Raw genomic sequence first — 25,492 nt, forward strand, 5'->3', positions numbered from 1 at the left:
TGTCCGTGGGGCCAGCCTGACCCAAGGATTCTCTTGACGTCAAGAGACTTGATCCCAAGAGACTTCACGTCGACACAACCACTACACTGATCGTCATGGAGGACGAGGTCGATCGGCTGGTCGCTGCGTGGCGCCGGGAGCGCCCGGACCTCGACGTGGAACCACTCGAAGTGCTCAGCCGGGTCAGCAGACTCGCCCGGCATCTGGACCGTGCGCGCAGGCTCGCCTTCGCCGAGCACGCCCTGGAGCCATGGGAGTTCGATGTTCTCACCGCGTTGCGGCGCGCCGGGAACCCCTATCAGCTCTCCCCCGGGCAGCTCCTCACCCAGACCCTGGTCACCTCCGGCACGATGACGAACCGTATCGACCGGCTGACGAAGAAGGGTCTGGTGGAGCGGCTCCCCGACCCCAGTGACCGGCGGGGTGTGCTCGTGCGGCTCACGGTCGAGGGTCAGGACAGGGCGGATCAGGCGCTCGCCGGGCTGCTGGACCAGGAGCGCGCGATCCTGGCGGAGCTGTCGCGGGCGCAGCGGGGCGAACTCGCCGGGCTGCTGCGCCAGTTGACGGCGCCCTTCGACAACATCCCCGGCTGAACCGGCTCACCCCGCTGATCACCGAGGTGCCTGGCCTGTCCGGTCAGGCGCTGCTGCTCTCCTCCACGCCGATCCGGCCGGCGGGTGCCAGGTCGACTGGGCCGACGCCGGCCCGTCGGGCGAGGGCGACGGCGGCGAGGGTGGAGTGGACGCCGAGCTTGCCCAGCACGTTCTGCATGTGCGTGCGCACGGTGTGCGGGGAGAGGAACAGGCGTTCGGCGACGGCCTTGCGGCCCAGCCCTGCGACCATGCAGCGCAGCACTTCCCGTTCCCGGGGAGTGAGGGACTCCACGAGCCTCTCGCTCTCCGTGCGGTGTTTGCGGGCGGCGGTCAGCTCGCGCAGTACACCCGTCAGCAGGGCGGGCGGGAGATGGGTCTCGTCCCGGAGTACGCCGCGGATGACGGTGAGCAGCCGGGACAGCGAGCAGTCCTTGGCGACCCAGCCGGAGGCGCCGGCCTGGAGGGCGAGTGCTGCCCGCCGCGGGTCGTCCTTCTCGGCGAGGACGACGATCCGTACATGCGGATGGCCCGTACGGACGCCCGCGACCAGCGAGATGCCGTCGACCAGCCCTTCCTCGTTGCCCTCCTGCACGGGCACCGCCGGACGTGCCCCGGGCACATTGCCGCCCAGGTCGGAGTCGACGAGCAGGACGTCGAACCGGCGGCCCTCGGCCACCGCGCGCTCCAGACTGCGCAGCGCGGCGGGACCGCTGCCGGCGGCGGAGACGTCGACATCGGGCTCTGCGGCCAGTGCGGCGGCGAGCGACTCGGCGAAGATACGGTGGTCGTCGACGACCAGGACTCGGATGCGAACCACTGAAACCCCCTTCCCCGAGCTCCTCAAGAGCTGGGGACACCCAATCGTCGGGGGGACACCCCGTGCGGACACGACGCCCGGAGCAGTCCCCGGCTGTTGGTTCTGGCCTGGGACGGGGCTGCCGCAGTCACTGCCGCACGGCCGCCGCCATGCGAAGACTGCTACCCCCACTCCGGGCGTCGTACCCGACTGTCTCGCCCCCTGATCAGCACCGGCCCCCACCGGTGCTGTTCATCAGGGTACGGCCGGGAGGCAGGAGCGGAAGGCAATTCGCAGAACTGATTGGCCAGCACGTTTATGGTGTGCCGCATGTTTCGTATTGAGACAGAAGTCGACAAGGAATGGCTCTCTCTTCTCCGATCAAGGTTGCGCGACACGAACACGGCGGCATCACCGGTCCTGCGCGCCCTGCGCGGAACCCCGGCCGAGCGCGAACTCCCGCTCCATGTATGGGCGTTGGATGCGAAGGGTGAGCTGGCGGGGGGCGTGGTCGGCCACACCTGGACGACCTGGCTGCATGTGACGTACCTCTGGGTCGACACCCCGCACCGGGGCAGCGGCCTCGGCTCCCGTCTCCTCGCCGAAGCGGAGCACAAGGCACACGAGGAGCGCGCGTGCACCCACGCACGCCTGGAGACCTGGGACTTCCAGGCACCGGACTTCTACCGGAAGCAGGGGTACGAGGTGGTGTGCGTGATCCCGGACTATCCGCCGGGGGTGACGGAGTACACGCTGACGAAGCGGCTGCTGCCAGGGGGCTGAAGACCCGGGCACGTGAATGTCCGCACGGCCGAGGCGCTCACCTCGGGGGTTTACCCCGGTCTCAGACAAGACCAAGGTAAGTCTCAGGTAAGAGTTCTAGCGTGCCGCCCCATGAGCATCCTGCGAAAGCTGAACTCCAAGCTCGCCGAGACGACCGGCTACCAGGTGCGCCGGGTCCCCGCGCCCAAGGCCGCCACGGGCGCCGGGGCCGGCACTCTCGATGCCGTGCCGAAGCCGCGGCAGCCACGTCCGGCCCGGCCGCCGGCCGCGCCCCGGCATCCGGTGGACCCGGAGGTCGACCGGCTCCTTGACCGTCCGGTCTTCGTGCTGGCGCCCGTACGGTCGGGCTCGACGCTGCTCCGCATGATGCTGGGCGCCCACTCCGAGCTGCACGCCTCGCACGAGCTGCATCTGACGGGCCTGGAGGTGTACTTCAAGTCGGGCAGCCCCACGGAACGCTCCTTCGAGGCGCTCGGTCTCGGCTACGAGGATCTGGAGGGCCTGCTCTGGGACCGTGCCCTGCACCGGGAACTGGTCAAGTCGGGCAAGCCGTTCATCGTGGAGAAGACCCCGGGCAACACCTTCCAGTGGCAGCGCATCGCCGAGACCTGGCCCGACGCCCGCTTCGTCTTCCTGCGCCGCCACCCGGCCTCGGTCGCCCGCTCCTGGCACGAGGCGGTGCCCGACCGCACCCGTGAGGAGGCGGCGTCCCGGGTGCTGCAGTACATGGAGGCGATGGAGGAGGCCCACGCGAAACTGGGCGGCCACATCCTCACGTACGAGGACCTCACCACCGACCCCGCCACCGAACTCCGCGCCCTCTGCGACTTCCTGGACCTGGACTGGCAGCCCGGCATGCTGGAGTACGGCAGCAGCCTGGAGGGCGCGGTCCTGGGCGGCGGCTTCGGCGACTGGAACGACAAGATCCGGTCGGGGAAGGTCCAGCCGGACCGGCCCGCTCCGGCGCCCGAGGAGATCCCCGAGGTGCTGCGGGAGATGTGCCGGACGTGGGGGTACGTGTAGGGCGGCGAGGGCGAGGACCAGCCGTGCACTCCTCACCCGGGTGCGGGGCAGAACGTCACGTGCCGCCGTCCGGGCCCGGTGGTGCCACCTTCTCGGCGTCGCTGGTGCTGCGGCCGGTGGCGGCGAGGAGTGCGAGCAGGGCGAGAAGGGCCAGCAGGATGACGACCAGGAGCAGGATGGTCAGAACCGTCGGGTGGTTCCAGAGCGCGAAGACCAGGGCCACGATCAGCAGGGCGGCCAGGGTGATCCACCGGCGGTAGGCCTGGGCCCAGATCCCCGCGCGGCCGGTGCGGACCTGGTGACCGTACGCCCACTGTGCCGTGGAGTCCGCGGCGCGGTCGGACGTGCTCCGGATGGCGCGCGGCAGCCGTCCGGGGCCGATGAGGTAGGCGCCCAGCGCGATGACCACGCCGAGCACGATCGCCGTGCGCAGGCTGACGCGCAGGAAACGCAACAGGGTGTCGAAGACGGCTGCCGCGGCGGCCTCCGACTGGACCTGGGGCGGGAGATGGTCCAGGTAGTAGCGGCGGACGACGACCAGGACGACGGCCACGACCAGGCAGGCGAAGGCAGCGCCCAGCGCCGTACGGGCCAGCGCGCGGCGGCGCCGGTGGGCCAGCAGCACGCCGGCCGCGCCGATCACGACGACGAGCACGGGAAACCAGTTCCCGATCACGTCCAGCAGATGGGCGCCCTTGCGGATCTTCTTCAGCTGGTCGGACTGGAGCAGCACCATCTGCTTGTCGACGTCGGGGATCCTGGCGGCCGGGGACAGGCCCGCGTCCACGAGGGCCTGTCTGACCTCGTCGACGGCTTCGCCCACGTCGAGCGTGACCGTCCCGGCGTCCACTCCCACGGCGCCACGGCCCTCGCCGGTGAGTGCGTGCACGACCGTGCTGTGGGCGGCCCGGTTGGCGTTCGTCCAGATCCGTTCGAAACGGTCGCCGCGCACGAAACGGGTGGCCACCTTCTCGACCGTGTCGTTGACCGCGGAGTCGAGCTGCGGACCCAGCCCCTTGACGGCCTGCGCGGCGCGCGGTGACAGTCCCTGGGACCGCAGCCAGGCGGCGATGTCCGCGGCGGCCCGGCTGCCGTCCGCGCGTAGGTCGGCAGCCTGGGTGATGCGCCTGACCGCCGCGTCCTCCATCGCCGGGTGCGAGGCCAGCGGCGAGACCGTCTCCACGTACCGGTCGGTGTCCAGCGCGATGTCGTGGACCCACACCGTGAGCAGCGCCACCGGCACCAGGACGCAGGTGAGCACGATCAGCACCGCCGAGACGGTGTTCCGCGCGATCCGCCCCGCGGCCGAGCCGTGCTTTCGCCCACTCCCCGCCCCGTCACCCGCGCTCCGCTCCGGGACGGCTGCGGGCTCGTTCGGCTCGTTCGGGCCGGTCATGGGGGCTCCAGAGCTCCTGGGGGATCGTCTCCCTCCCATTTCCGCCGTTCCACGGCGACACCGCCCGCCAAGCGGGGCTGTACGGGCGAGACGTGGTCGACCGGCCCCTCGCACCGGCCCTTCGCGTGGACCGTGACAGCCGTCCGGGCGGCGGCACCCGGCGTGTCCCCGTCGACGTCGGCGGGCAGTCCCTCGCCGGCCTGTAGAAGGAGGCCACCGGCACGTTCACGCGGAACCGGCGGCGGAGGGCCGAGACATGAGCAGTGGCGCCTGGACCGGTGTGGCGGTCGCGGGTATCACCGCCGCGTACGCGCTGGGCTCACGTCGGCTGTCCTCGACGCCGCTGTCGGCGGCGATCGTGTTCGTCGGCTCCGGGATCCTCCTCGGACCGGCCGTGCTGGACATCGTCGACCTGAAACGCGACGCCGCACCGATCCTCGCGCTCCTCGAAGTCACCCTGACGCTCGTCCTGTTCACCGATGCCATGACGGTCCGCAGACGGGACCTGGTGACCGGCGGTTTTCTGCCGGCCCGTCTGCTGGGCATCGCACTGCCCCTGAGTCTCGGGGCGGGCTGGCTGCTCGCCTGGCTCCTGCTGCCGGGGCTGACGGTGTGGGAGTTCGCACTCGTCGGCGCCATCCTCGTCCCCACCGACGTCGCCCTCGAGAAGACCGCCATCACCAGCCCTCGCGTCCCGGCTCTCGTACGGCACGGTCTGAACGCCGAGAGCGGCCTGAACGACGGCATCGTGCTGCCCTTCTTCGTCCTGTTCCTGGCGGCCGTCCCGGGCACGCACTATGCGCAGGAGGGCGTGACGGGTGTCTTCTGGCGCGCACTCGTCCTGAGCACCGCGCTGGGTCTGCTCGTCGGTGGGCTCGGCGGCCGGCTGCTGCAGTGGTCCCGGGCCCGGGGATGGGACATGTGGGAGTGGCGGCAGGTCTATCCACTGGCCGTCGCGGCGGCGTCGTACGAACTCGCCGTCGTGACGGACGGCAGCGGCTTCATCGCCGCCTGGGTCGCCGGATTCGCCTTCGGGTTCGTCCTGCGCCGCTACCGGGCCGGCGTCGCGCGGGAGGACCGGGACCGCACGGCCGAGTTCACCGAGAGCCTCGGACGGCTCCTCGCTTCGATCAGCCTTCTGATCTTCGGGGCGGTGCTGCTCGGTCCCGCGCTGGAGCACCTGAGCTGGCGGATCGTCCTGTACGCGGTGCTCAGTCTCACCGTCGTCAGAATGCTGCCGGTGGCCCTCGCGCTCGCCGGGAGCGGGCTGCGGCCCTTCACGGTGGCGTACGTGGGGTGGTTCGGGCCACGCGGTCTCGCGTCCGTCGTACTGGCGCTGCTCGTGGTGGAGGAACACGTCCCCGGGGTGGAGCTGCTGGGCAGGGTGGTCGCGATCACCGTCGGCCTCAGCGTCCTCCTGCACGGTGTCTCGGCCGCGGCCCTCGCCGAACGGTACGGCCGCTGGCACACGAGGGCTGCGGCGGCCACGCCCGACCTGCGCGAGGGCACCCCCGTACCCGAGAGCCCCGTCAGGACGTCAGGACCTTCTGCTTGGCGTTCTGGAACTCCGCCTCGGTGAGGTCGCCCTTGTTCTTGAGTTCGGAGAGCTTGGCCAGCTCGTCCGCGTGGCCGCCCGTGCCCGTGCCTCCGGCGGTCTGCCGGATGTACGCGTCGATCGACTCCTGCCGTGCGACGGCGGACTGCTGTTCGCGCTTGCCCATGTCACGGCCCCGGGCGATCAGGTACACGAAGATGCCGAGGAACGGCGTGATGATCACGAAGAACGTCCAGCCCGTCTTCCCCCACCCGCTGAGCGAGTCGTCGCGGAAGATGTCGCCGATGACGCGGAACAGCAGGACGATCCACATGATCCAGAGGAAGATCCACATCATCGTCCAGAACGCGCCCAGCAGCGGATAGTCGTATGCCAGGTAGAGGCTGTCGCTCATGGTCGTTCTCCTGTCTCCTGTGCGCTTATGCGCTCTGCGCGCTGACCCGGCCGGTGTGCACGGCGTCGGTGAGGGCTTGGTGGTCGCGTTCGTTCTGGTCGGCGTAGCTTTCGGCGAAGACCGTGAGTGCGCGGTCGAAGGCCTCGCCGCCGCCGAGGTAGGCGGAGATGGCGATGCGGTCGCCGGAGCGTGCGTGGGCGCGGGCGAGGGTGGCGCCGCAGATCTCGCCGAAGGCGCGCATGGTTCTGGGGACCATGAACTGGGGTTCGGCGATGCCCTTCCAGTCCCGCAACTGGCGGACGTAGAAGTCGCGTTGGCGTCCGTCGATGCCGATGACGCGTTCCCAGCCGAGGAAGATGTCGCTGGTGGCCTGCATGAGGCGCTGCCCGGCGACCACCCGGTGGCCCTGGTTCTGGTAGGCGCTCGCCCCGGCGTACGGGGCCAGCACCGACCGGTCGGCTTCCTTGGCCTGGAGGAGCAGCGGGTCCTCGTCGTCCCTGCCGAGCAGTAGGATGATCCAGCAGCGGGTGCCGACGCTGCCGACCCCGACGACCTTGCGGGCCATGTCGACGAACCGGTACTGCCGCAGCAGATGGCGGCGGTCGGACTGCACGCTGTGGCCGTACCGCTCGATCAGCTCGCGCAGCTGTTCCTCCAGGGCGTCGCGCTCACCGCCCGTCAGCAGGTCCTGGGCCGGCACGATCAGGGGTGGGTCGGGGGCGATCCTGCGCCGGCCGTCGACCACCTCCGTGAGCTTCTCGAAGGCCTGGAGGCTGTCGCGGCCGCGGGCCTTGGTCATGGCCCGGTGTGTGCGCTTCCGGGCCCGCGAGCCCAGCTTCCGGTCCGCCAGCGTCTGCAGCGTGTCCATGTCGACCTGGGTGTACCAGACGGCGAGGTTGCCCTGGCCGGCGAAGCCGCGCATCCGCTCGCGGTAGGACCGTACGGCGGCGCGTACGACGGAGGCCCGTTCGGCGTCCGTGTAGCCGTTCTCGCGTCCGGCGATGGCCAGGCTCGCGGCCAGCCTCTTCACGTCCCACTCCCAGGGGCCGGGCAGGGTCTCGTCGAAGTCGTTGATGTCGAACACCAGATGCCGCTCGGGCGAGGCCAGCAGCCGGAAGTTCAGCAGATGCGCGTCACCGCACAGCTGCGCGGTGATGCCCGAGCGGGGGGTGTCGGCCAGGTCGCCGGCCATGATGGCGGCGGCGCCCCGGTAGAAGCGGAAGGGGGACTCCAGCATCCGGCCGTAGCGGATGGGCACGAGTTCCTGGACCCGGGCCGCCGACTGTGCCTCGATGGTGTCCACCGGGTCCGGTCGTTTCGCCGCGGGCTGGTACTCCGCGTGGGCGGAGCGCGGTGTGTCCGCCCGGGCGGCCCGTCCCCGCGCTGCCCGTTCTTCGGGAAGGCTTCCGCTGACCTGGTCAGCCATGACGCCACCTCCTGGGCTGAGCCGCCCGGTGGAGAACGTGCCCCGAACCGGGCCCCAGCCCTCTCCCACCGTTCCACACTCCACACCGGCGGGCATCTCGGCCGGCCAGGTCACCTGTGGCGAGCCACGGGCTGGAGGAGGACGCTGGACACAGGGGCCACTGTGACCGAGGGACGTCCCATGGCCGGAACCAGCACAGACCAGCAGCCGCGCACACCGTTCCTTTCCCGCCCTGGTGTCCGCCGCTTCACACCGTTCGTCGTGATCACCGCGATCGCTCTGGTCTTCATCTTCCAGAACCGCACGGACACCAAGATCCGCCTTCTCGTCCCAGAGGTGACCATGCCGCTGTGGGGTGCACTTCTGATCGCCTGGGCCCTCGGCATGATCGCCTGCGCCTTCGTCAGGCGCCGACGCCGGGACCGGCGTACACGACAACACAGGGCGTGACCGCCGTCTTCAGGAAAGGAACCAGCCATGGCCAGTCATGTGACCGGAACCCACTCGGGTGCGGCGGCGCGGAGTTCCGCGCACACAGGGATGGGGAGCGGCTGGTTGGTGTTCGCCGGCGTCCTGATGATCTTCGGCGGGCTGATGACGCTCTTCGCGGGCATCGCCGCCATCGCCGAGGACGACGTGTTCGTCACCACCCGCAACTACGTGTTCGAGTTCGACCTCACCTCATGGGGCTGGATCCATCTGATCCTCGGTGTCGTCATCACTCTCGCCGGTGCCGCCCTCTTCCAGGGCGCCACCTGGGCCAGGGTCGTCGGCGTGGGACTGGCCGGCCTGGCCATGCTCGCGAACTTCCTCTGGATCCCCTACGCACCGTTCTGGGCCATCGTCCTCATCGCGATCAACGCCCTGGTGATCTGGGCCCTGTGCACCGCACCCAGCCCGTCGGAACGCTAGCGGGGTTGTGTCTTCGGAATCCTGTGGGTGAAGAACATAGCGAGGAGGGCGGCGAGGGCGAGGATGGCCAGTGCGGCGCGCAGACCCTCGATCCTGGCGTCGGCGTTCGCGTCGAGTGCCGCCTGGGTCACCTCGCTGCTCGCGCCCGCTTCGGCGAGGGCGGTCTTGAGCTGGGCGTCCGACAGGAAGGGCGCGCCACTCTGGAGTTCTACGGCGGCCTGGCTCTTGACGTCGGCCGGGACATCCGGATTCTGGTCCACGTTCGTCAGGAACGAGGACGTGAGCGTGGCGATCAGGATCGACCCGGCGAGTGCCGTACCCATCGACGCGCCGAGGTTGGTCACGGCGTTCTGCACACCGCCGACTTCCGCGGTCTGTGCCTTCGGCACCGCGGACACGGTGACAGAACCGAGCTGGGACGCCAGCGCTCCCATACCGAGCCCGATCAGCAGGAGAGGGACGGTGACGACCGACGCGTCGGCGTCCACGTCGAGCGCGGCCATCAGGACCACCGCGCCCGCCAGCAGGGCGAGGACCCCGAGCCGCACCACCCGCCGCGGCGAGACGTCCGGGAGGAACCGCGGGATCAGGATCGCCGCCGCCAGCAGCGTCAGCGAGAGCGGCAGGATGCGGGCACCGGTCGAGAGCGCGGACAGGCCCAGGGCGACCGACAGATAGAGCGGTACGACGAAGAACACGCCCATCTGCACGAGGTACTGGAAGAAGAACATCGTCAGCCCGCCGGTGAGCTGCTTGTTGTGCAGCATGGCCGGGTCGACGAGCGGCTCCCCGCGCCGTTCCACAACGCGTGCCTCCCAGCGGAGGAAGAGCCAGATCAGCAGCAGGCCGGCGAACATCAGCCACACGGTCAGCGAGACCCCGAGCCACGAAGGTGCGTCGGGCTTCGGCCGGAACCAGCCCCATTCGCTGGAGCGGAGTACGCCGTAGACGAAGACCCCCAGCCCCAGAGCGGACAGCAGCGCGCCGACGAGATCGATGCGCGGACGTTCACCGACCGGCGCGTCCGCGATGCGGCGGCCCAGCACCAGGATGCCGAGCACCACCACGACCTCGCCGGCGAAGACCCACCGCCAGGAGAAGTACGTCGTCGCGACACCCCCGATGAGCGGCCCGACCGCGATCGCCACGGCCCCCGCCGCCGCGACGAGTCCGTAGGCGGCGGGACGGCGTTCCGCCACGAAGTTGCTTGCCACGAGCGCCACGATCGCGGGCATGATGAGTGCCGCCCCGATCCCCTCCAGGAACGACCAGCCAACCAGCAGCACGGGCAGGTTCGGTGCGAGGGCCGTGGTGAGGGAGCCGCAGCCGTAGATGACGCAGCCGATCAGGAACGCGCGTTTGCGTCCGATCAGCGCCCCCACCTTGCCGCCGGGGATCATGAACATCGCCATCACGAGGGTGTAGGCCGTGATGGCGCCCTGGACACCCGTCACCGTCGTGCCCACGTCCTCGGCCACCGTCGCGATCGAGACGTTCATGACGGAGCTGTCGAGCGCCATCAGGAACTGCCCGGCGGCGAGTGTCAGCAGGACGAGTCGCGCTGTCGCCGCACTCGCGGCTGTGTCTGTTCCGGATGCCATGGGCGCATCGTCCCAGCCGGCCCGGAGCGCGATCCGTGACCCGCCACCGAGGTCAACCGGTTGGCGGACCGACTTCTCGGAGGGCGGCTACGGCGTCACTCGACCCGCCGGGCCCCCGCCGAAGGCACCGCCGCGAACACCCGGGGCGCCGTGTACCCGGCCGCGCCGAACGCCTCCTCGACCGCCTTGCCGACACGTTCCGCGTCCTCCGCCTCCACCAGGACGATGGCCGAGCCGCCGAAGCCGCCGCCCGTCATCCGGGCGCCCAGGGCGCCGGCCTCGACCGCGGACTCGACCACCAGGTCCAGTTCCGGGCAGGAGACCTGGAAGTCGTCGCGGAGGGAGGCGTGGCCCTCGGTGAGGATCGGGCCGATGGCGCGGGTGTCGCCGCCCGACTTCAGCAGCTCGACCACCCGCTCGACCCGGTGGTCCTCCGTCACCACGTGGCGCACCAGGCGCCGTACCTCTTCGTCCGCGCCCGAGTCGGTCAGCCGCTCCAGCGCCGCCGCCAGGTCCTCGTACGCCACGTCCCGCAGCGCCTCCACGCCCAGCAGGGCCGCGCCCCGTTCGCAGCCCGCGCGGCGCTTGCCGTACTCGCCCTCGCTGTGGGAGTGCTTGACCTGGGTGTCCACCACGAGCAGGGTCATGCCCTCGGCCGCGAGGTCGAAGGGGATCTGGTCCTGGGAGAGGTCCCGGGTGTCGAGGAACAGGGCGTGGCCCGCGGTGCAGCACGCCGACGCCGTCTGGTCCATGATGCCGGTCGGAGCACCCACGTACACGTTCTCCGCGCGCTGGCACAGGCGGGCCAACTGCCAGCGCTGCAGGCCCAGTTCGTACAGGTCGTTCAGGGCCAGGGCGACCACGACCTCCAGCGCCGCCGACGACGACAGGCCCGCGCCCGTCGGTACCGTCGAGGTGAGGTGGATGTCCGCGCCGGACGAGACCGACGTGTGGCCCGCGTCCTGCAGTGCCCACACCACGCCCGACGGGTACGCCGTCCAGTTCCGGTCCGACTCCGGCGTCAGGTCCCCGACCCGCAGCTCGACGATCCCGCCCTCCACGTCCGACGAGTGCAGGCGCAGGACGCCGTCCGTGCGGCGGGAGACCGCTGCCACCGCCGTGTGCGGGAGGGCGAAGGGCATGACGAAGCCGTCGTTGTAGTCGGTGTGCTCGCCGATCAGGTTGACCCGGCCCGGCGCCGCCCACACTCCCTCCGGCGCAGACCCGTACAGCCCCTCGAACGCCTCGGCGACATCCACAGTCGTCATGCCCGCTACCTCTGGCCCTTCTTCGTACGTGCTGAGTGCTGCTTGTTGCTTGCTACTTGGCGTTGCGCTGCGCGAATTCCCAGGCGTCCGCGACGATTCCCGCGAGGTCGGACCGGGTCGGGTTCCAGCCGAGGCGGGTCCGGGCCCGGTCGGCCGAGGCCACCAGGACCGCCGGGTCGCCGCCCCTGCGCGGGGCCACGACCTCCGGGATCGGGTGGCCGGTGACCCGGCGCACCGTCTCGACGACCTCGCGGACCGAGAAGCCCTCGCCGTTGCCGAGGTTGCAGATCAGGTGTTCGCCCGCCGTCGCGGCCGTGAGGGCGAGGAGGTGGGCGTCCGCCAGGTCCGCGACGTGGATGTAGTCCCGTACGCAGGTGCCGTCCGGGGTCGGGTAGTCCTCGCCGTAGACCGAGATCGCGTCCCGCTTGCCCTGGGCGACCTGGAGGACGAGGGGGATCAGGTGGGACTCGGGGTCGTGGCGCTCGCCCTGGGTGGCGTACGCGCCCGCCACGTTGAAGTAGCGCAGCGAGACCGCCGCCAGGCCGTGGGCCGTCGCCTCGCTGGTGATCATGTGGTCGACGGCCAGCTTCGAGGCGCCGTAGGGGTTCGTCGGGGAGGTGCGGGCCGTCTCGACGATCGGGGTCGTCTCCGGCTCGCCGTACGTCGCCGCCGTGGAGGAGAAGACCAGCTTGCGGACGCCCGCCTCGCGCATCGCCGTGAGCAGCGCCATGGAGCCGCCGACGTTGTTGTCCCAGTACTTCTCGGGCTTGACGACCGACTCGCCGACCTGGGAGGAGGCCGCGAAGTGCAGGACGCCGTCGAACGAGGAGTCGAGCCACTTGGCCGCGTCCTTGATGTCGCCCTCCACGAACGTGGCACCTGCCGGGACGCCCTCCCGGAAGCCCGTCGAGAGGTTGTCGAGGACGACGACCTCGTGGCCGGCCTCCAGCAGATGCTGGGCGACCACCCCGCCGACATAACCCGCACCGCCGGTGACCAGGTACTTACCGCTCATCAACTCGCTACCTCTCGCAGTCGCTGGGCCGCGGACTCCGGCTGGATGTCGTTGATGAACACGCTCATCCCCGACTCGGAGCCCGCGAGGAACTTCAGCTTGCCGGAAGTACGGCGAATGGTGAAAAGCTCGAGGTGGAGCGCGAAGTCGTCGCGGTTGACGGCTGCGGCTCCATCGAACTCCTCCAGCGTGCCGAACGGCGCCTGGTGCCAGGCCGCGATGTACGGCGTCGGAGGCTCACCCTCGCCGAAGATCCGGTCGAAGCGCCTCAAGAGTTCCAGGTAGACCTTGGGGAACTCTGTGCGGGCCTCCTCGTCGAGCCCCAGCAGGTCCGGCACGCGGCGACGCGGGTACAGGTGCACCTCGTACGGCCAGTGGGCGGCGTACGGCACGAAGGCGACCCAGTGGTCGGTGGCGAGGACCAGCCGCTCACCGGCCAGTTCCTTCTCCAGGATGTCGTCGAAGAGGTTCTCGCCGCCCGTCGCCTCCTTGTGCGCGGCCACCGAGCGGAGCATCAGGGCCGTGCGCGGGGTGGTGAAGGGGTACGCGTAGATCTGGCCGTGCGGATGGCCGAGGGTGACGCCGATCTCGGCGCCGCGGTTCTCGAAGCAGAACACCTGCTCGACGGAGGGGAGATGGGACAGCTCCGACGTCCGGTCGGTCCACGCCTCCAGGACGAGCCGCGTCTGCTCCTCGGTGAGGTCGGCGAAGGACGAGTTGTGGTCGGAGGTGAAGCAGACCACCTCGCAGCGCCCGGAGTCACCGGCCAGAGAGGGGAAACGGTTCTCGAACACGGCCACGTCGTACGAGGAGTCCGGGATCTCGCTCAGCCGGTCACCCTCGGAGGGGCACAGGGGGCACTCGTCGGCCGGGGGGTGGTAGGTGCGGCCCTGGCGGTGCGAGGCGATGGCCACCGAGTCGCCGAGCAGCGGGTCCCGGCGTACCTGCGACGTGGTCACCGTGCGCTCCAGGGGGCGCCGGTCCACCGCGTCACGCACTGTGTCGTCGCGGAGGTCGTAGTAGATCAGCTCACGACCGTCGGCGAGCCTCGTCGAGGTCTTCTTCACGCCGGATTCTCCATCCGTACCAAACCAGCCAGTACAAGCCATTACGAGCCAAGACAAGCTTCAAACAGAACCGAACACATCAAATCATAAATCCACATCCACGGGTACCCCTGCACCCACCGGCAAGACGCCAGCGGAGCCGGAGTTCACCTGGTCGTTCGCGAGGAGGCCCCGGGGCGTTTACACCAGGGAGGAATCGCCTCCCATGACAGCAACGCGGAGCGTCGCCACGTCCCACTTCCTGGCACAGAGCGCCCTGCGACTTGCTCGACGGAGTCGAGCGTGGCGAACACATGCACCCATGTTCACTGATAGGGGTGATCGCGGCGGAAGAGGGGAGCGCGTGTGTGGGTCTCGTACGTATGGTCGTCCGGCAGGGGAGGGTAGCCGGAACTTGGGCGGGGTGAGGGTGTGTCGGAAGCGGCAGTGGCAGACGGGGCAGGGCATGCCCGGTACACGTTCCGGCTTCGTGTGTCGTCCACTGCCCACACGCTGCTGATGGCGGAGTGGGACCGGTGCCGGTGGGTGTGGAACGAGTGTGTGGCAAAGTCGAAGCAGACCCACGCCTGGAACAAGAACCGTCCCGAGGGCACCGACAAGCGGACCTGCGGCCCGGCGCAGCTCGACAGGATGCTGACCGGCGCCCGGGCGGGCACGCCGTGGCTGCGTGAGGGCTCCAGCGTTCCGCAGCAGCAGTTCATCCGGGATTTCGGCAGGTCCAAGGCCAAGGCTCAGAAGGACATCCGCGAACGGGTTCCGCAGCACCGCCGGGCGGGGATGCCGAAGTGGAAGAAGAAGCACGAGGCGCTGCCAACGCTGAACTACACCCGGCGCGGCTTCCGTCTCAAAGACGGCAGGCTGCATCTGGCGGGCGGCATCGCCTTGTCGGTGGTGTGGTCGCGGCCCCTTCCTGCCGACCCGTCATCGGTGCGCGTGTATCAGGACGGCTTCGGGCACTGGTACGCCAGCTTCGTCGTCCTCGCCGAGGTGCTGCCGCTGCCCGGGGCCGGCCGCGTGATCGGTATCGACTGGGGTGTGAGGGAGACCGCGACCACCACCAGCGACGCCCATGACCTCCCGCACGCTCAGCACGGGCGGAAGGCCAAGGAGAAGCTGTCCCGGTACGACCGGATGATGGCCCGCCGGAAGCCCGCCAAGGGGCAAGCAGCCTCCAAGGGGTACCGCGAGGCCAAGAAGTGGCGGGCGAAGACGTACCAAAAAAACGCCCGCCAGCGGCAGGACACCGGCCGCAAGTGGGCGAAGAAAGTCGTGACCGACCACGACGCGATCGCTGTCGAGGACTTCAAACCGAAGTTCCTCGCCAGGACCACCATGGCCAGGAAAGCCGCCGACGCCGCCATCGGCGCCACCAAACAGGCCCTGATCGAGATGGGCCGCAAGCACGCACGCCGCGTGCACCTGGTCCACCCCGCGCACACCACGATGGACTGCGCGCACTGCGGAGCGAGAGCCAAGCACGCACTGCCGCTGGGAGAGCGCACCTATACCTGCACCGCGTGCGGAGTTGGATCCCCCCGGGACAAGAACTCCGCAAACGTGATGCTCATCCGGGCTGGTCTCAACCCGGCTGGTGTCGAGGGCACAAGACCAGCCGGGGCGCCGCCCCGGCTGGCAGCCTGAGCCAGGAATCCCCTCCAGAAGGGAGGGGAGGACTCAAAGGAACTCCGGCTCCGCAGTCAGGGGAAGGAACGGTCGGAGACCGGGTCAGAACTCCGGCTCCGGAGGCAAGTGCTGAAGCGAGTGCTGCTGCACCGGACCCGCCCGGTCCAGCAGGCCCGTACGGGCCGCCAGGGCCGCCGCCTCCAGCCTCGACCCCACGCCCAGCTTCATCAGCACCCGCTGTACATGCGTACGGGCCGTGCTGGGCGCGATCCCCATGCCGGCCGCGATCAGCCGGGTGTCCTCGCCGTCGGCGACCCGGACCAGGACCTCGACCTCCCTCGGCGTGAGCATCTGGAGGAGACGCTGGCCCTCGTCGTCGGGCTGGGCGGCGGGGTTGAGGAGTTCGCTGAACGCGCCCTGGAGCAGAGCGGGAGCGACCGCCGCCTCGCCCGCCCTGGCCTTCATGATGGCGCGCTCGACGCCTTCTATGCGCTCGTCGTGACGTACGTACCCGGAGGCGCCCGCGGCGAAGGCGGCGGCGATACCGCGCGGGCTGGGCACCGGGCCCAGCACCAGGACCGCCACCTGCGGACGCTCGCGCTTGATCCGCACCACCGGGTCGAACATGCCCGGCTCGGCCGGTGTGGCCGTGCCCAGCAGGCACACCTCCGGCGCACGCGTGATCACCAGATCCGCCGCGCCCGCGGCGGGCGCCGCCGCGGCGAGCACCCGGTGCCCGCGCAGCTTCAACGCCGAGGCAAGCGCCTCGGCGAGCAGTCGGTGGTCGTCGACCACCATCAGCCGCACTCCCATCGAGCCACCCCCCAGTCCCCCCAATGGTTGTCCCTTCTGGATGCCCATTGGTCCCCACGGACAGGAGCCCCCCGGCTCCCCCGCTTCCCATGCCCCCGGAAGCTACACGCTTGTTCGACGTTGCGCTTCCCCTACTGGAGAGAAGTGCCCCGGATCGTCGAAAATCCTCTCATTCGAGGGTGATGATGTAGTACGCGCACCATCCCGCCCCTGAGCAGGGGTTCATCCGGTGCCGTACGCGATGGCCAGGTACCGCGTCCCGCCCGTACTGGAGGGCTTTTGGGCGAAGACCTGGGACATGTAGAGGCGGCCGTCGGCGTAGACGATCTCGGCGGACTCGGGCTGCATGCCGAACTCGACCTCGCGCACCGCCTTCGTCGCCGGGTTCTCCATCAGCTTCGTCTGCGCGAAGGTACCGGCGTCGATACTGACGACCTGGCCGCCCTTGTCGTAGGGCGGGCTCTTGTACGCGATCACGTTGCCGCCGTCCATGCGCAGCGGGGAGATCGTGTAGCCGTCGCCCGCGTCCGCCCGCTGACCGTCCTGCTTGCCGGTGGCGAGGTCGAAGGCGACGATCTCGTTGGTTTTCGTGTACTCGCCGGTGCCGTCGTGGTACTCGGTGGGGAGGTACAGCCTGTCGTTGCCGACGGCGAGCTTGGTGCAGTACTCGATCCTGGTGATGCCCTCGCACCTGGCGGCGTACTTGTCGCCGGGCGCCGAGATCTTCGTACGCAGCTGTCCCGTCTTGTTGTCGATGGAGAAGAAGTCCGAGATGCCGCTGCCGTCGCCGGCGGAGCGGTTGACGTCGGCGGCGACGACCAGCGGATTCGTGGACACGACGCTCGCGTCCTCGATGCCCTTGGCCATGGCGTACTCGGAGAGGACCTTGCCGGAGGCCGGGTCGATGGTCTGGATGTCCAGCTGGCGGGCGCCGTACGTCCCGCACTTGCGCACCGCGACCAGCTTCTCGCCACCGCCGTAGCCCGCGTCGTAGCAGGTGTCGGTGGGCTTGGGGGCCCAGAGAGCCTTCCCGGTGATGTCGAAGGCGGCGCCGCCGCTGGTGCTGCCGACGGCGACCGTGCTCGCGCTGATCGTCACGTTGTTGAGGCTGATCACCTGGTCGCCGGACCTGACCGTCCGGGTCCAGAGCTGCTCGCCCGCGGCGAGGTCGATCGCCGCGACCTGGCTGCAGCCGTGGGAGGGCTTGTCCTTGGTCGGCATGGCGGGTTCGTACACGATCGCTGTCCGGTCGCTGTCGGTGGTGTGACGGCTGGCCGCGCAGACCGGTCCTGGCAGCGGGACCGTCCAGAGTTTGGTGCCCTTCTCGGGGTCGTACCCGACGATCTCGGCGTAGCCGCTCTTGGCGTACACCGAGTCGGTCAGCCAGGACCCGACGACGGTGGCACTGTTCTGGTCGGCGCCGATGGCGGGCTCGGGGACCTGGAAGAGGACCTTGGAGGCGGTGTTGGCGGGGGCCTTCGCGTCTGCGGTGCCGCCGCTGGTCGCTCCTGTGCCGGTGGCGTTGTTCTTGTCGTCGCTCTGGCTGTTCTTGGTGGAGGAGTACCAGACCCCGCTGCCGATGATCAGGGCGATCGCGGCGACGGCCGAGACGATGATGGCCGCCTGTGCGTTCAACTTCCTTTTGGGGGTGGGTGGTTGAGGCGGATAGCCGTATCCGTACGGGGGCTGCTGGGCGTACGGGGGATGGTTGGGCGGAGGCGGGGGCGGCGGCTGGGTCATGGCGGGCGTACCTCGGGAGCGGAGAGAAAGGGGAGGCGAGGGTTTCAGGGAAGGAGAGGGCGTGTTACTTGCCGTAGGCGAGCATCAGCTTCTCCTTCAGCTCGTCCTTGCCGCTCAGCCTGGTGGAGGAGAGATAGAAGCGGCCGTCGACCCAGTCGTACGCCTTGGAGTAGAAGCCGTTCTCGACGTCGGCGGCGGACGCCGGGTTCTGGAGCAGCTTCACCGGGGTGTGGGCGCTGCCGGTGACGGGGATCGACACGACCTGGCCGCCGGTGTCGTACGACGGCTCGACGTAGGCGATGAGCTGCGCGCCCTCGGTCCTGATCGGCAGCATGGACTCGTCGGCCGGTGACTTGGCGCGCCACTTCTCCTTGCCGGTGGCCAGGTCGATCGCGACGATCTCGTTGGCGCCGGTGGTGGCCTCGGTCGGGAGATAGAGGGTCTGGGCGTCGGAGGCGACACCCTGGCAGCCCTGGAGGTCGCGTTCGAGGATCGCCCAGCCGCACACGGGTGCGAAGGACTCGTCGACGGTCACCTCGGAGCGGAAGCTGCCGTCGGCCTTGAGCGTGGAGATGTTCCACGACTTCTTGTCCTCGTTGGTGAGGTAGAGGACGACGGGATCGACGGAGTACATACGCCCGACCGCCCAGCCCTTCGGGATCGCCCGGGTCCACCTGGCCGCACCCGTCCTCGGGTCCAGCTCCTGCACCTCGTCGTGCTCGGTGGAGGTGGAGGCCCCGCAGGACGACACGACGATCAGCCGGGCGCCGCCCGCGAAGGCGGCGGGGAAGCAGGCGGACCCGTACTTCACCTTGTCGAACAGTTTGGTGCCGGTGGCGAGGTCGTACGCCGTGCCGGACTGTGAACGCCCCACCATCAGCGTCGACTTGGTGATCGTCAGCTCGACGCTGAGCGAGCTGTCGAACAGCGCCCCGTCGGCGACCTCACCGCTCCAGCCCTTCGCACCCGTGTTCAGGTCGAGCAGCTGGAGCTTGTTGCACTTGGCGCGCTGGCTGTCGCCGTTCATATAGGCGACCACGATCTTGTCGTCGGCCGACTTCTGCGGAGTGACGGCACAGATCTTCTGCGGGAAGGTGATCGGCCCCCAGGCCGTCTCCCCGTCCGCGGCGCGGAACGCGAACACCTCTTTGTACGCCGCCTTCACGGCCACCTTGTCGGTGATCCACATGCCGTTGGCGTCGGCGCCGGAGGCGGGCGCGTCCGGGGCGTCCTTGGACCAGAGCACCTTCGACTCGCCGCTCTGGCGCCCCTCGTTGAGGTCGCCGGGATCGGCACCGGCGACCCCGCCCCCGTTGTCGCCGCCGCTGTCGTCACCGGAGCCGGCGGGTCCGGAGGCGGGAGCGGAGAGGTCGGGGCCGGCTGCCTCGGGCTTCTTGTCGTCGTCGCCACCACTGCTGGTCACGGCGAACACCGTGCCACCGATGACGAGCAGCGCGGCGACGGCCGCCCCGAGCATCAGCGCGGGGCGCCCCTTGAAGGGGTTGCGGGAACCGCCGCCGGGCGGGGGCGGTACGGGGGCGCCGGGGAACTGAGGCGGCTGCTGCTGGCCGGGGTAGCCGTATCCGGGCGCGGAACCGTACCCGTAGGGGCCGGGTTGGCCTGGTTGACCTGGCTGACCTAGCTGACCTGGCTGACCTGGCTGACCTGGCTGGCTGCCGTACGGGCCCGGCTGGGCGTAGGGGCCGGGCTGGGGCGGATGGCCGTAACCGGGCTGGGGCGGGACGGTCGGCAGGGGCGGCGGCGGGGACTGCGGGGGCGGTGGAGCCCCGTACGGCATTGCCTGCGGCGCGCCGGCCTGCGGCGGCCCACCGGCCTGCGGCAGCTCCGGTGGCGGTCCGAAGCCGCCCTGGGGAGGGCCTGGGTACGGCCCCTGGGGTGGTTGGCTGGGCGGCTGGGTCATCAGCGCGTTCCCCCTTCAGCTGATTTTTAGCCACGCCCTGAGGTACCAAAAGGTACGGAATCGCAGTCGCTCAGGGAGTTCTCAGGGGGCTCTTTCTACCACTCCGTGGCCGTCCCGCACCGGACTGTGTCCGCCCCTCCCACCTCTGTTCCCAAGGGCGAACCGCCCCGTGATGCCGCCGTTATGCGCGTTCACGTGCTCTTCACGCCGTGTCTGCGAACCCCACCCGTCGCCGGCGCCCGGGTTATGCGTCGTCCGCGAGTTCCAGCCACCGCAGTTCGAGTTCGTCGCGTTCGCCGGAGAGTTCGCGCAGTTCGGTGTCGAGTTTGGCCACTTTCTCGAAGTCGGTGGCGTTGTCGGCGATTTGGGTGTGCAGCTTGCTCTCGCGCTCGGAGAGCTTGTCCAACTGCCGCTCGATCTTCTGGAGTTCCTTCTTGGCGGCACGGGTGTCGGCGGCGCTCTTCTCGGCGACGGCCTTCGCGGCGGGCACCGGTACGGCGGCTGCGGCGGCCTCCTCCATGCGCCGGCGCCGCTCCAGGTACTCGTCGATGCCGCGCGGCAGCATCCGGAGGCTGGCGTCGCCGAGGAGGGCGAAGACGCGGTCGGTGGTCCGCTCGACGAAGAACCGGTCGTGGGAGATGACGACCATGGAGCCGGGCCACCCGTCGAGCAGGTCTTCGAGCTGCGTCAGCGTCTCGATGTCGAGGTCGTTGGTGGGCTCGTCGAGGAAGAGGACGTTGGGCTCGTCCATCAGAAGCCGCAGGATCTGCAGCCGACGCCGCTCACCACCACTCAGGTCCCCCACGGGGGTCCACTGCTTCTCCTTCCCGAACCCGAACGTCTCGCACAGCTGCCCGGCGGTCAGCTCGCGCCCCTTGCCGAGGTCGACCCGGTCGCGGACCTGCTGTACGGCCTCCAACACCCGGAGATTCGGGTTGAGTTCGCCGACCTCCTGGGAGAGATAGGCGAGCTTGACGGTCTTCCCGACGGCGACCCGTCCGGCGGCGGGCTGCGTCTCCCCGTCACTGCGGGCGGCGTCGGCCATGGCACGGAGAAGGGAGGTCTTGCCGGCACCGTTGACCCCGACGAGGCCGATGCGGTCACCGGGCCCGAGCTGCCAGGTGAGGTGCTTGAGAAGCACCTTGGGCCCGGCCTGAACGGTGACGTCTTTCAGATCGAACACGGTCTTGCCGAGCCGGGACGAGGCGAACTTCATCAGCTCGCTGCTGTCGCGGGGCGGCGGTACGTCGGCGATCAGCTCGTTGGCGGCCTCGACGCGGAAGCGCGGCTTGGACGTACGGGCGGGCGCCCCGCGCCGCAGCCAGGCCAGCTCCTTACGAACAAGGTTCTGCCGCTTGACCTCTTCGGTGGCGGCGATGCGCTCACGCTCGGCACGGGCGAAGACGTAGTCGGAGTACCCGCCCTCGTACTCGAAGACGTCCCCCTTCTGCACGTCCCACATGCGGGTGCAGACCTGGTCGAGGAACCAGCGGTCGTGGGTGACGCAGACGAGCGCGGAGCGGCGCTCGCGCAGATGCCGGGCGAGCCAGGAGATGCCCTCGACGTCGAGATGGTTGGTCGGCTCGTCGAGAACGATCAGGTCGGGCTCGTCGATGAGCAGCTTGGCGAGCGCGATCCGACGCCGTTCGCCACCGGAGAGGGGCCCGATGACGGTGTCGAGCCCCTGTGGGAACCCCGGCATGTCGAGCCCGCCGAAGAGTCCCGTGAGTACGTCCCTGACCTTGGCGTTTCCGGCCCACTCATGGTCCGCCATGTCCCGGATGACCTCGTGGCGGACGGTGGCGGTGGGGTCGAGGGAGTCGTGCTGGGTGAGAACACCGAGGCGCAGTCCGCCGGAGTGGGTGACGCGCCCGGTGTCGGCCTCCTCCAGCTTGGCGAGCATCCGGATGAGGGTGGTCTTACCGTCGCCGTTACGACCCACGACCCCGATCCGGTCCCCCTCGGACACCCCGAGCGAGATCCCGTCGAGCAGGGCACGGGTCCCGTACACCTTGCTGACGTTCTCGACATTGACGAGGTTGACGGCCATTTTTCTCCTGACGCGGGGGTGGATCGACCTTCCAGAGTAGTGGGCGGGGGTGGGGGACATGGCGGGCGGAGTCCGGGGCCGCCTCGGCTGGGGTGGGCCCGTCTGCCGTCAGGGTCAGAAGCCGAAGGAGTTGTGCGGTTCGGGGTCGGTCCGGAACATCCGGGCCAGCCGCCCGATCGCGCCGTCGGTGTGCGGGGTGACGTGGCCCGCGTGTGCCAGGTCGTGCGCGGACATGCCCCCGAGGTAGAGCGAGCTGAGCGCCGGAAGCGTGATGGTCAGGTCCGCCGCCTGGTCGGTGGGAACACATGTCGCCGGAGCACCGGTGGGGACACACGTCGCCGGGACATCGGCGGGAACGCGCGTTGCCGGAACACTGGTGGGAACGCTCGTCGCCGAGACGCCGTCTTCCGCCCGGAGGCACCAGGTCCCGTTGTTCGCCGGGCACATCCGGTCGCCGGTGACGGTGAACGTCAGCTCGCCTGCCGTGTCGTACGCGCGTCGGGTCAGGGCGAGGGGCACGTCGAGAAGGCGGGCCCACAGGTTGTCCGACTGGCGGGTCACACGCATCGCGCGTGGGTTCGTGAGCATCCAGCGCAGGGGTTCGTCGCGCGGACGGGCGGGCGCCACGACGGTCCTCGTGAGGTCGAAGTCGATCAGCAGGCTCCACAGGGCGCGGTAGGCCACCGGGTTCGACGCCTCCAGTGCCTCCACGACGAGCGTCCCCGCGTTGCCCGCTGTCGCGGACCACGGCAGCCGGAAATTGGCGATGCCGTCCACCTCGCCGTGCCGGTCACGGTGGACGAGATACCGCAGCGGTCCGTTCGTACCGTCGGCGTCGTCGGAGAGCCCGTCCCAGCGCCCGGGGAGAGGGCTCAGCTCACCGACGCGGCTCCTGCGCACGGCCGCGTGCACCACGGGCCAGGCCTGCTTCGCCCGCGCGGCGCCGACCAGCTCCAGCGACCCCGGATCGGGCTCCGCCCGAAGGAGGGCGGCCTCGTGACGGGCCAGCTCCCACCGGGTGCGGCGGGTCGCGGGTGAGAACCCGAACCGCCCGTAGATGCTCCCCTCGCTCGCGCTGAGCATCGCCAAGGGCTCGCCCCGGTCCAGGGCCCCCTCGAACATGGCCCGCATCATCTGCCGCAGGTGGCCGCGCCGGCGGTGGGTCGCGATCACGCCGGTGGCGGTGACGCCGGCCATCCTGACCGTGCCTCCGCCGGGGACCGTCACCTCGAAGGAGAGGGTGGCCGACGCGCCGACGCACTTGCCGTCGACGAATGTCGCGACCGGATGGAAGGACTCGTCCTTGACGTCGGCCTCCGCCCACCGCGCGAGCTGCTCCGGGGTCGCGGGGGTGCGCTGCGGAGGCCATGGCTCAGGACCGCCGTGCCACGCCGCATCTGCCGGCTCCCACATCGGCAGCCCGTTCGCGTACGGCAGTGCCCGGTAGTACGCGGTCATCTCGTCAGGTCGCGGCGGGCGGATCTCGGTCACCATGCCGGACATTGCATCCGCCGCCTGATTGATCGGCAACCGGATATCGGCCCCGGACAACGAGAACTCGTCAATGCCCCACCCAAGACACCCCAACACCTCAACAGGCGCCCCAACAGCCTTAGTTGGGGAATTCCTGGGGCACACCCCCACATCGCGCCGCCCGTTACCCGGACGTAGGGATTCCCCTAATTGACGTGATCTCTTCAATTCCGCCACGGTGTGCGCACGGAGACGCCACCCCCCTCACCCCCCACACGTCCCCGTACCACTCGTGCACCTCGAACAAGAGGGGAACCACCCCGTGTCCGTACCGCACTCCCCCACAGCCATGTCCGTCTCCGGGTCCCGCAGACGTGGCGCCCTCGCCGCGCTCGCCGCCGCGGCCTCCGTGCTCGCACTCGGCGGTGCCGCCATCACCCCTGCCTCCGCCGCCACCCCGGCCGTCGGTGTGATCCAGGGCGCCGGTGCCGAAGGCGCCATCAAGGACAGCTACATCGTCACGCTCAAGGACAGCGCCGGTTTCCGTGCCGCGTCCAGCAAGGGCAAGGCGCTCGCCACCAAGTACGGCGCCGAGGTCGAGCAGACCTACACGGCCGCCCTCAACGGGTACGCGACCGAGATGACCGAGGCCGAGGCCAAGCGACTCGCCGCCGACCCGGCCGTCGCGTCGGTCGCGCAGAACAAGACCGTCCACATCAACGACACCCAGTCCGGGCCCACTTGGGGCCTCGACCGGATCGACCAGGCCGATCTGCCGCTCGACTCCGCCTACACCTACCCGTCCAGCGCGGGCAGCGGCGTGACCGCGTACATCATCGACACGGGCGTACGGATCACGCACACCGACTTCGGTGGACGGGCCTCGTACGGCTATGACGCCGTCGACGACGACTCCAGCGCCGACGACGGGAACGGGCACGGCACGCACGTCGCCGGCACCGTCGCGGGCACCACCTACGGTGTCGCCAAGGCCGCGAACATCGTCGCCGTGCGCGTGCTCGACGACGACGGCTCCGGTACGACCGCCGGTGTGGTCGCGGGCATCGACTGGGTGACCGAGAACGCCGAGTTCCCGGCCGTCGCCAACATGTCGCTCGGCGGCAGCGCGGACTCCACCCTCGACACCGCCGTCGCCAACTCCATCGCGGCGGGCGTCACTTACGCCGTCGCGGCCGGCAACGACAACGCCAACGCGTCGAGTTACTCCCCCGCCCGTGTCGCCTCCGCGATCACCGTGGGCGCCTCCACCAGCGCCGACGCCCGGGCCTCGTACTCCAACTACGGCTCCACGCTGGACATCTTCGCGCCGGGGTCGAGCATCACCTCGACGTACAACACGTCGAACACCGCCACCGCCTCCCTCTCCGGTACGTCGATGGCGTCCCCGCACGTCGCCGGCGCCGCCGCCGTCTACCTCGGCGAGAACCCGAGCGCCACACCCGCGGCGGTCACCTCGGCGCTGACCTCCGCGGCCTCCGCGTCGACCCTCACCAGCGTCGGCACCGGCAGCCCCAACCTGCTCCTCCAGGTCACCCCCGCCGGGGACGACGACGGTGGGGACGACGGCGGCGACACCGGCACCGCCTTCGAGTCGACCACCGACGTCTCCATCCCGGACGCCGGGTCGGCCGTCTACTCGCCCGTCACCGTCAGCGGCATCACCGGCAGCGCGCCCAGCGACCTGTCCGTGTACGTCAACATCGTGCACACCTACCGCGGTGACCTCGTCATCGACCTGGTCGCCCCGGACGGCTCCACCTACCGCCTGAAGAGCAGCAGCTCCTCGGACTCGACCGACAACGTCGACGCCACCTACACGGTCGACGCGTCCAGCGAGACCACCGTCAACGGGACCTGGCAGCTCAAGGTCCAGGACGTCTACAGCGCGGACACCGGCTACATCAACAGCTGGAAGCTGACCTTCTGATCAGCCCGAAGAAGTAGGCACACCGGTCCAGAACAAAGCCGTGCGCCCCGGGGACACCATTCACCCGAGGCGCACGGCCGTTTCATGGAGACCCT

The 25,492-nt window shown here is 69.9% G+C and carries 21 protein-coding genes; 8 read left to right on the forward strand and 13 right to left on the reverse strand.

Going from position 1 to position 25,492, the window contains the following annotated elements:
* Positions 1–95 precede the first annotated feature (95 nt).
* The gene (locus ACWDR4_RS19010; protein WP_105974558.1) at positions 96–593 is read left to right on the forward strand and encodes a MarR family winged helix-turn-helix transcriptional regulator; all 498 of its coding nucleotides are present in this window, start codon (positions 96–98) and stop codon (positions 591–593) included.
* A 43-nt stretch (positions 594–636) separates the two neighbouring features.
* On the opposite strand, the gene ACWDR4_RS19015 is transcribed toward ACWDR4_RS19010, so the two are convergent.
* The gene (locus ACWDR4_RS19015; RefSeq protein WP_450409846.1) at positions 637–1,410 is read right to left on the reverse strand and encodes a LuxR C-terminal-related transcriptional regulator; all 774 of its coding nucleotides are present in this window, start codon (positions 1,408–1,410) and stop codon (positions 637–639) included.
* Positions 1,411–1,707: 297 nt separating this feature from the next.
* On the opposite strand from ACWDR4_RS19015, the gene ACWDR4_RS19020 reads away from it, so the two are divergent.
* Complete coding sequence (locus tag ACWDR4_RS19020) at positions 1,708–2,172, forward strand: GNAT family N-acetyltransferase (protein ID WP_450410013.1); 465 nt, start codon at positions 1,708–1,710, stop codon at positions 2,170–2,172.
* A gap of 111 nt (positions 2,173–2,283) precedes the next feature.
* Entirely contained in the window at positions 2,284–3,195 is a 912-nt protein-coding gene (locus ACWDR4_RS19025; RefSeq protein WP_450409847.1) for a sulfotransferase family protein, read from the forward strand.
* A 55-nt stretch (positions 3,196–3,250) separates the two neighbouring features.
* Here ACWDR4_RS19025 and ACWDR4_RS19030 read toward each other — a convergent pair whose 3' ends face one another.
* On the reverse strand, positions 3,251–4,591 hold the full coding sequence (locus tag ACWDR4_RS19030) for a hypothetical protein (RefSeq protein ID WP_450409849.1): 1,341 nt from the start codon (positions 4,589–4,591) through the stop codon (positions 3,251–3,253).
* A 256-nt stretch (positions 4,592–4,847) separates the two neighbouring features.
* Here ACWDR4_RS19030 and ACWDR4_RS19035 point away from each other — a divergent pair, with 256 nt between their 5' ends.
* Positions 4,848–6,170, forward strand: a complete 1,323-nt coding sequence (locus tag ACWDR4_RS19035; RefSeq protein ID WP_450409851.1) for a cation:proton antiporter domain-containing protein — start codon at positions 4,848–4,850, stop codon at positions 6,168–6,170.
* Here the strand turns inward: ACWDR4_RS19035 and ACWDR4_RS19040 are convergent.
* The gene (locus tag ACWDR4_RS19040; RefSeq protein WP_450409853.1) at positions 6,121–6,540 is read right to left on the reverse strand and encodes an SHOCT domain-containing protein; all 420 of its coding nucleotides are present in this window, start codon (positions 6,538–6,540) and stop codon (positions 6,121–6,123) included. The genes ACWDR4_RS19035 and ACWDR4_RS19040 overlap by 50 nt on opposite strands.
* A gap of 25 nt (positions 6,541–6,565) precedes the next feature.
* Positions 6,566–7,966, reverse strand: coding sequence for a DUF2252 domain-containing protein (locus ACWDR4_RS19045; RefSeq protein ID WP_450409854.1), 1,401 nt, complete (start codon positions 7,964–7,966; stop codon positions 6,566–6,568).
* Between the two features lie 180 nt (positions 7,967–8,146).
* Here ACWDR4_RS19045 and ACWDR4_RS19050 point away from each other — a divergent pair, with 180 nt between their 5' ends.
* On the forward strand, positions 8,147–8,416 hold the full coding sequence (locus ACWDR4_RS19050) for a hypothetical protein (protein WP_450409856.1): 270 nt from the start codon (positions 8,147–8,149) through the stop codon (positions 8,414–8,416).
* 27 nt (positions 8,417–8,443) lie between these two features.
* Positions 8,444–8,878 carry a DUF7144 family membrane protein gene (locus ACWDR4_RS19055; protein WP_450409857.1) on the forward strand — a complete coding sequence of 145 codons (435 nt, stop codon included), beginning with the start codon at positions 8,444–8,446 and terminating at the stop codon, positions 8,876–8,878.
* Here ACWDR4_RS19055 and ACWDR4_RS19060 read toward each other — a convergent pair.
* The 4 genes from ACWDR4_RS19060 to galT form a co-directional block, all read right to left on the reverse strand.
* On the reverse strand, positions 8,875–10,479 hold the full coding sequence (locus ACWDR4_RS19060; protein WP_450409859.1) for an MFS transporter: 1,605 nt from the start codon (positions 10,477–10,479) through the stop codon (positions 8,875–8,877). The two genes, ACWDR4_RS19055 and ACWDR4_RS19060, sit on opposite strands and share 4 nt — an antisense overlap.
* 95 nt (positions 10,480–10,574) lie before the next feature.
* A complete protein-coding gene (galK, locus tag ACWDR4_RS19065; protein WP_450409860.1) occupies positions 10,575–11,747 on the reverse strand; it encodes a galactokinase in 1,173 nt (390 codons plus the stop codon).
* 52 nt (positions 11,748–11,799) lie between these two features.
* Positions 11,800–12,762 carry a UDP-glucose 4-epimerase GalE gene (galE, locus tag ACWDR4_RS19070; protein WP_450409862.1) on the reverse strand — a complete coding sequence of 321 codons (963 nt, stop codon included), beginning with the start codon at positions 12,760–12,762 and terminating at the stop codon, positions 11,800–11,802.
* A complete protein-coding gene (galT, locus tag ACWDR4_RS19075; protein ID WP_450409863.1) occupies positions 12,762–13,829 on the reverse strand; it encodes a galactose-1-phosphate uridylyltransferase in 1,068 nt (355 codons plus the stop codon). The genes galE and galT overlap by 1 nt, the downstream gene beginning before the upstream one ends.
* Positions 13,830–14,255: 426 nt before the next feature.
* On the opposite strand from galT, the gene ACWDR4_RS19080 reads away from it, so the two are divergent.
* Positions 14,256–15,470, forward strand: a complete 1,215-nt coding sequence (locus tag ACWDR4_RS19080; protein WP_450409865.1) for an RNA-guided endonuclease InsQ/TnpB family protein — start codon at positions 14,256–14,258, stop codon at positions 15,468–15,470.
* 84 nt (positions 15,471–15,554) lie between these two features.
* Here ACWDR4_RS19080 and ACWDR4_RS19085 read toward each other — a convergent pair whose 3' ends face one another.
* The 5 genes from ACWDR4_RS19085 to ACWDR4_RS19105 form a co-directional block, all read right to left on the reverse strand.
* Entirely contained in the window at positions 15,555–16,265 is a 711-nt protein-coding gene (locus ACWDR4_RS19085; RefSeq protein ID WP_450409866.1) for a helix-turn-helix transcriptional regulator, read from the reverse strand.
* A 222-nt stretch (positions 16,266–16,487) separates the two neighbouring features.
* On the reverse strand, positions 16,488–18,005 hold the full coding sequence (locus tag ACWDR4_RS19090; RefSeq protein WP_450409867.1) for an outer membrane protein assembly factor BamB family protein: 1,518 nt from the start codon (positions 18,003–18,005) through the stop codon (positions 16,488–16,490).
* A 64-nt stretch (positions 18,006–18,069) separates the two neighbouring features.
* On the reverse strand, positions 18,070–19,926 hold the full coding sequence (locus tag ACWDR4_RS19095) for an outer membrane protein assembly factor BamB family protein (protein ID WP_450409868.1): 1,857 nt from the start codon (positions 19,924–19,926) through the stop codon (positions 18,070–18,072).
* Between the two features lie 244 nt (positions 19,927–20,170).
* Positions 20,171–21,976, reverse strand: coding sequence for an ABC-F family ATP-binding cassette domain-containing protein (locus ACWDR4_RS19100; protein WP_450409870.1), 1,806 nt, complete (start codon positions 21,974–21,976; stop codon positions 20,171–20,173).
* A 114-nt stretch (positions 21,977–22,090) separates the two neighbouring features.
* Complete coding sequence (locus tag ACWDR4_RS19105; RefSeq protein WP_450409871.1) at positions 22,091–23,470, reverse strand: GNAT family N-acetyltransferase; 1,380 nt, start codon at positions 23,468–23,470, stop codon at positions 22,091–22,093.
* A 328-nt stretch (positions 23,471–23,798) separates the two neighbouring features.
* On the opposite strand from ACWDR4_RS19105, the gene ACWDR4_RS19110 reads away from it, so the two are divergent.
* Positions 23,799–25,397 (forward strand): S8 family peptidase, encoded by a 1,599-nt coding sequence (locus ACWDR4_RS19110; protein ID WP_450410014.1) that lies wholly within the window; start codon positions 23,799–23,801, stop codon positions 25,395–25,397.
* The last annotated feature ends 95 nt before the right edge of the window (positions 25,398–25,492 follow it).

It is taken from the genome of Streptomyces sp. NPDC000878 (assembly GCF_053599695.1).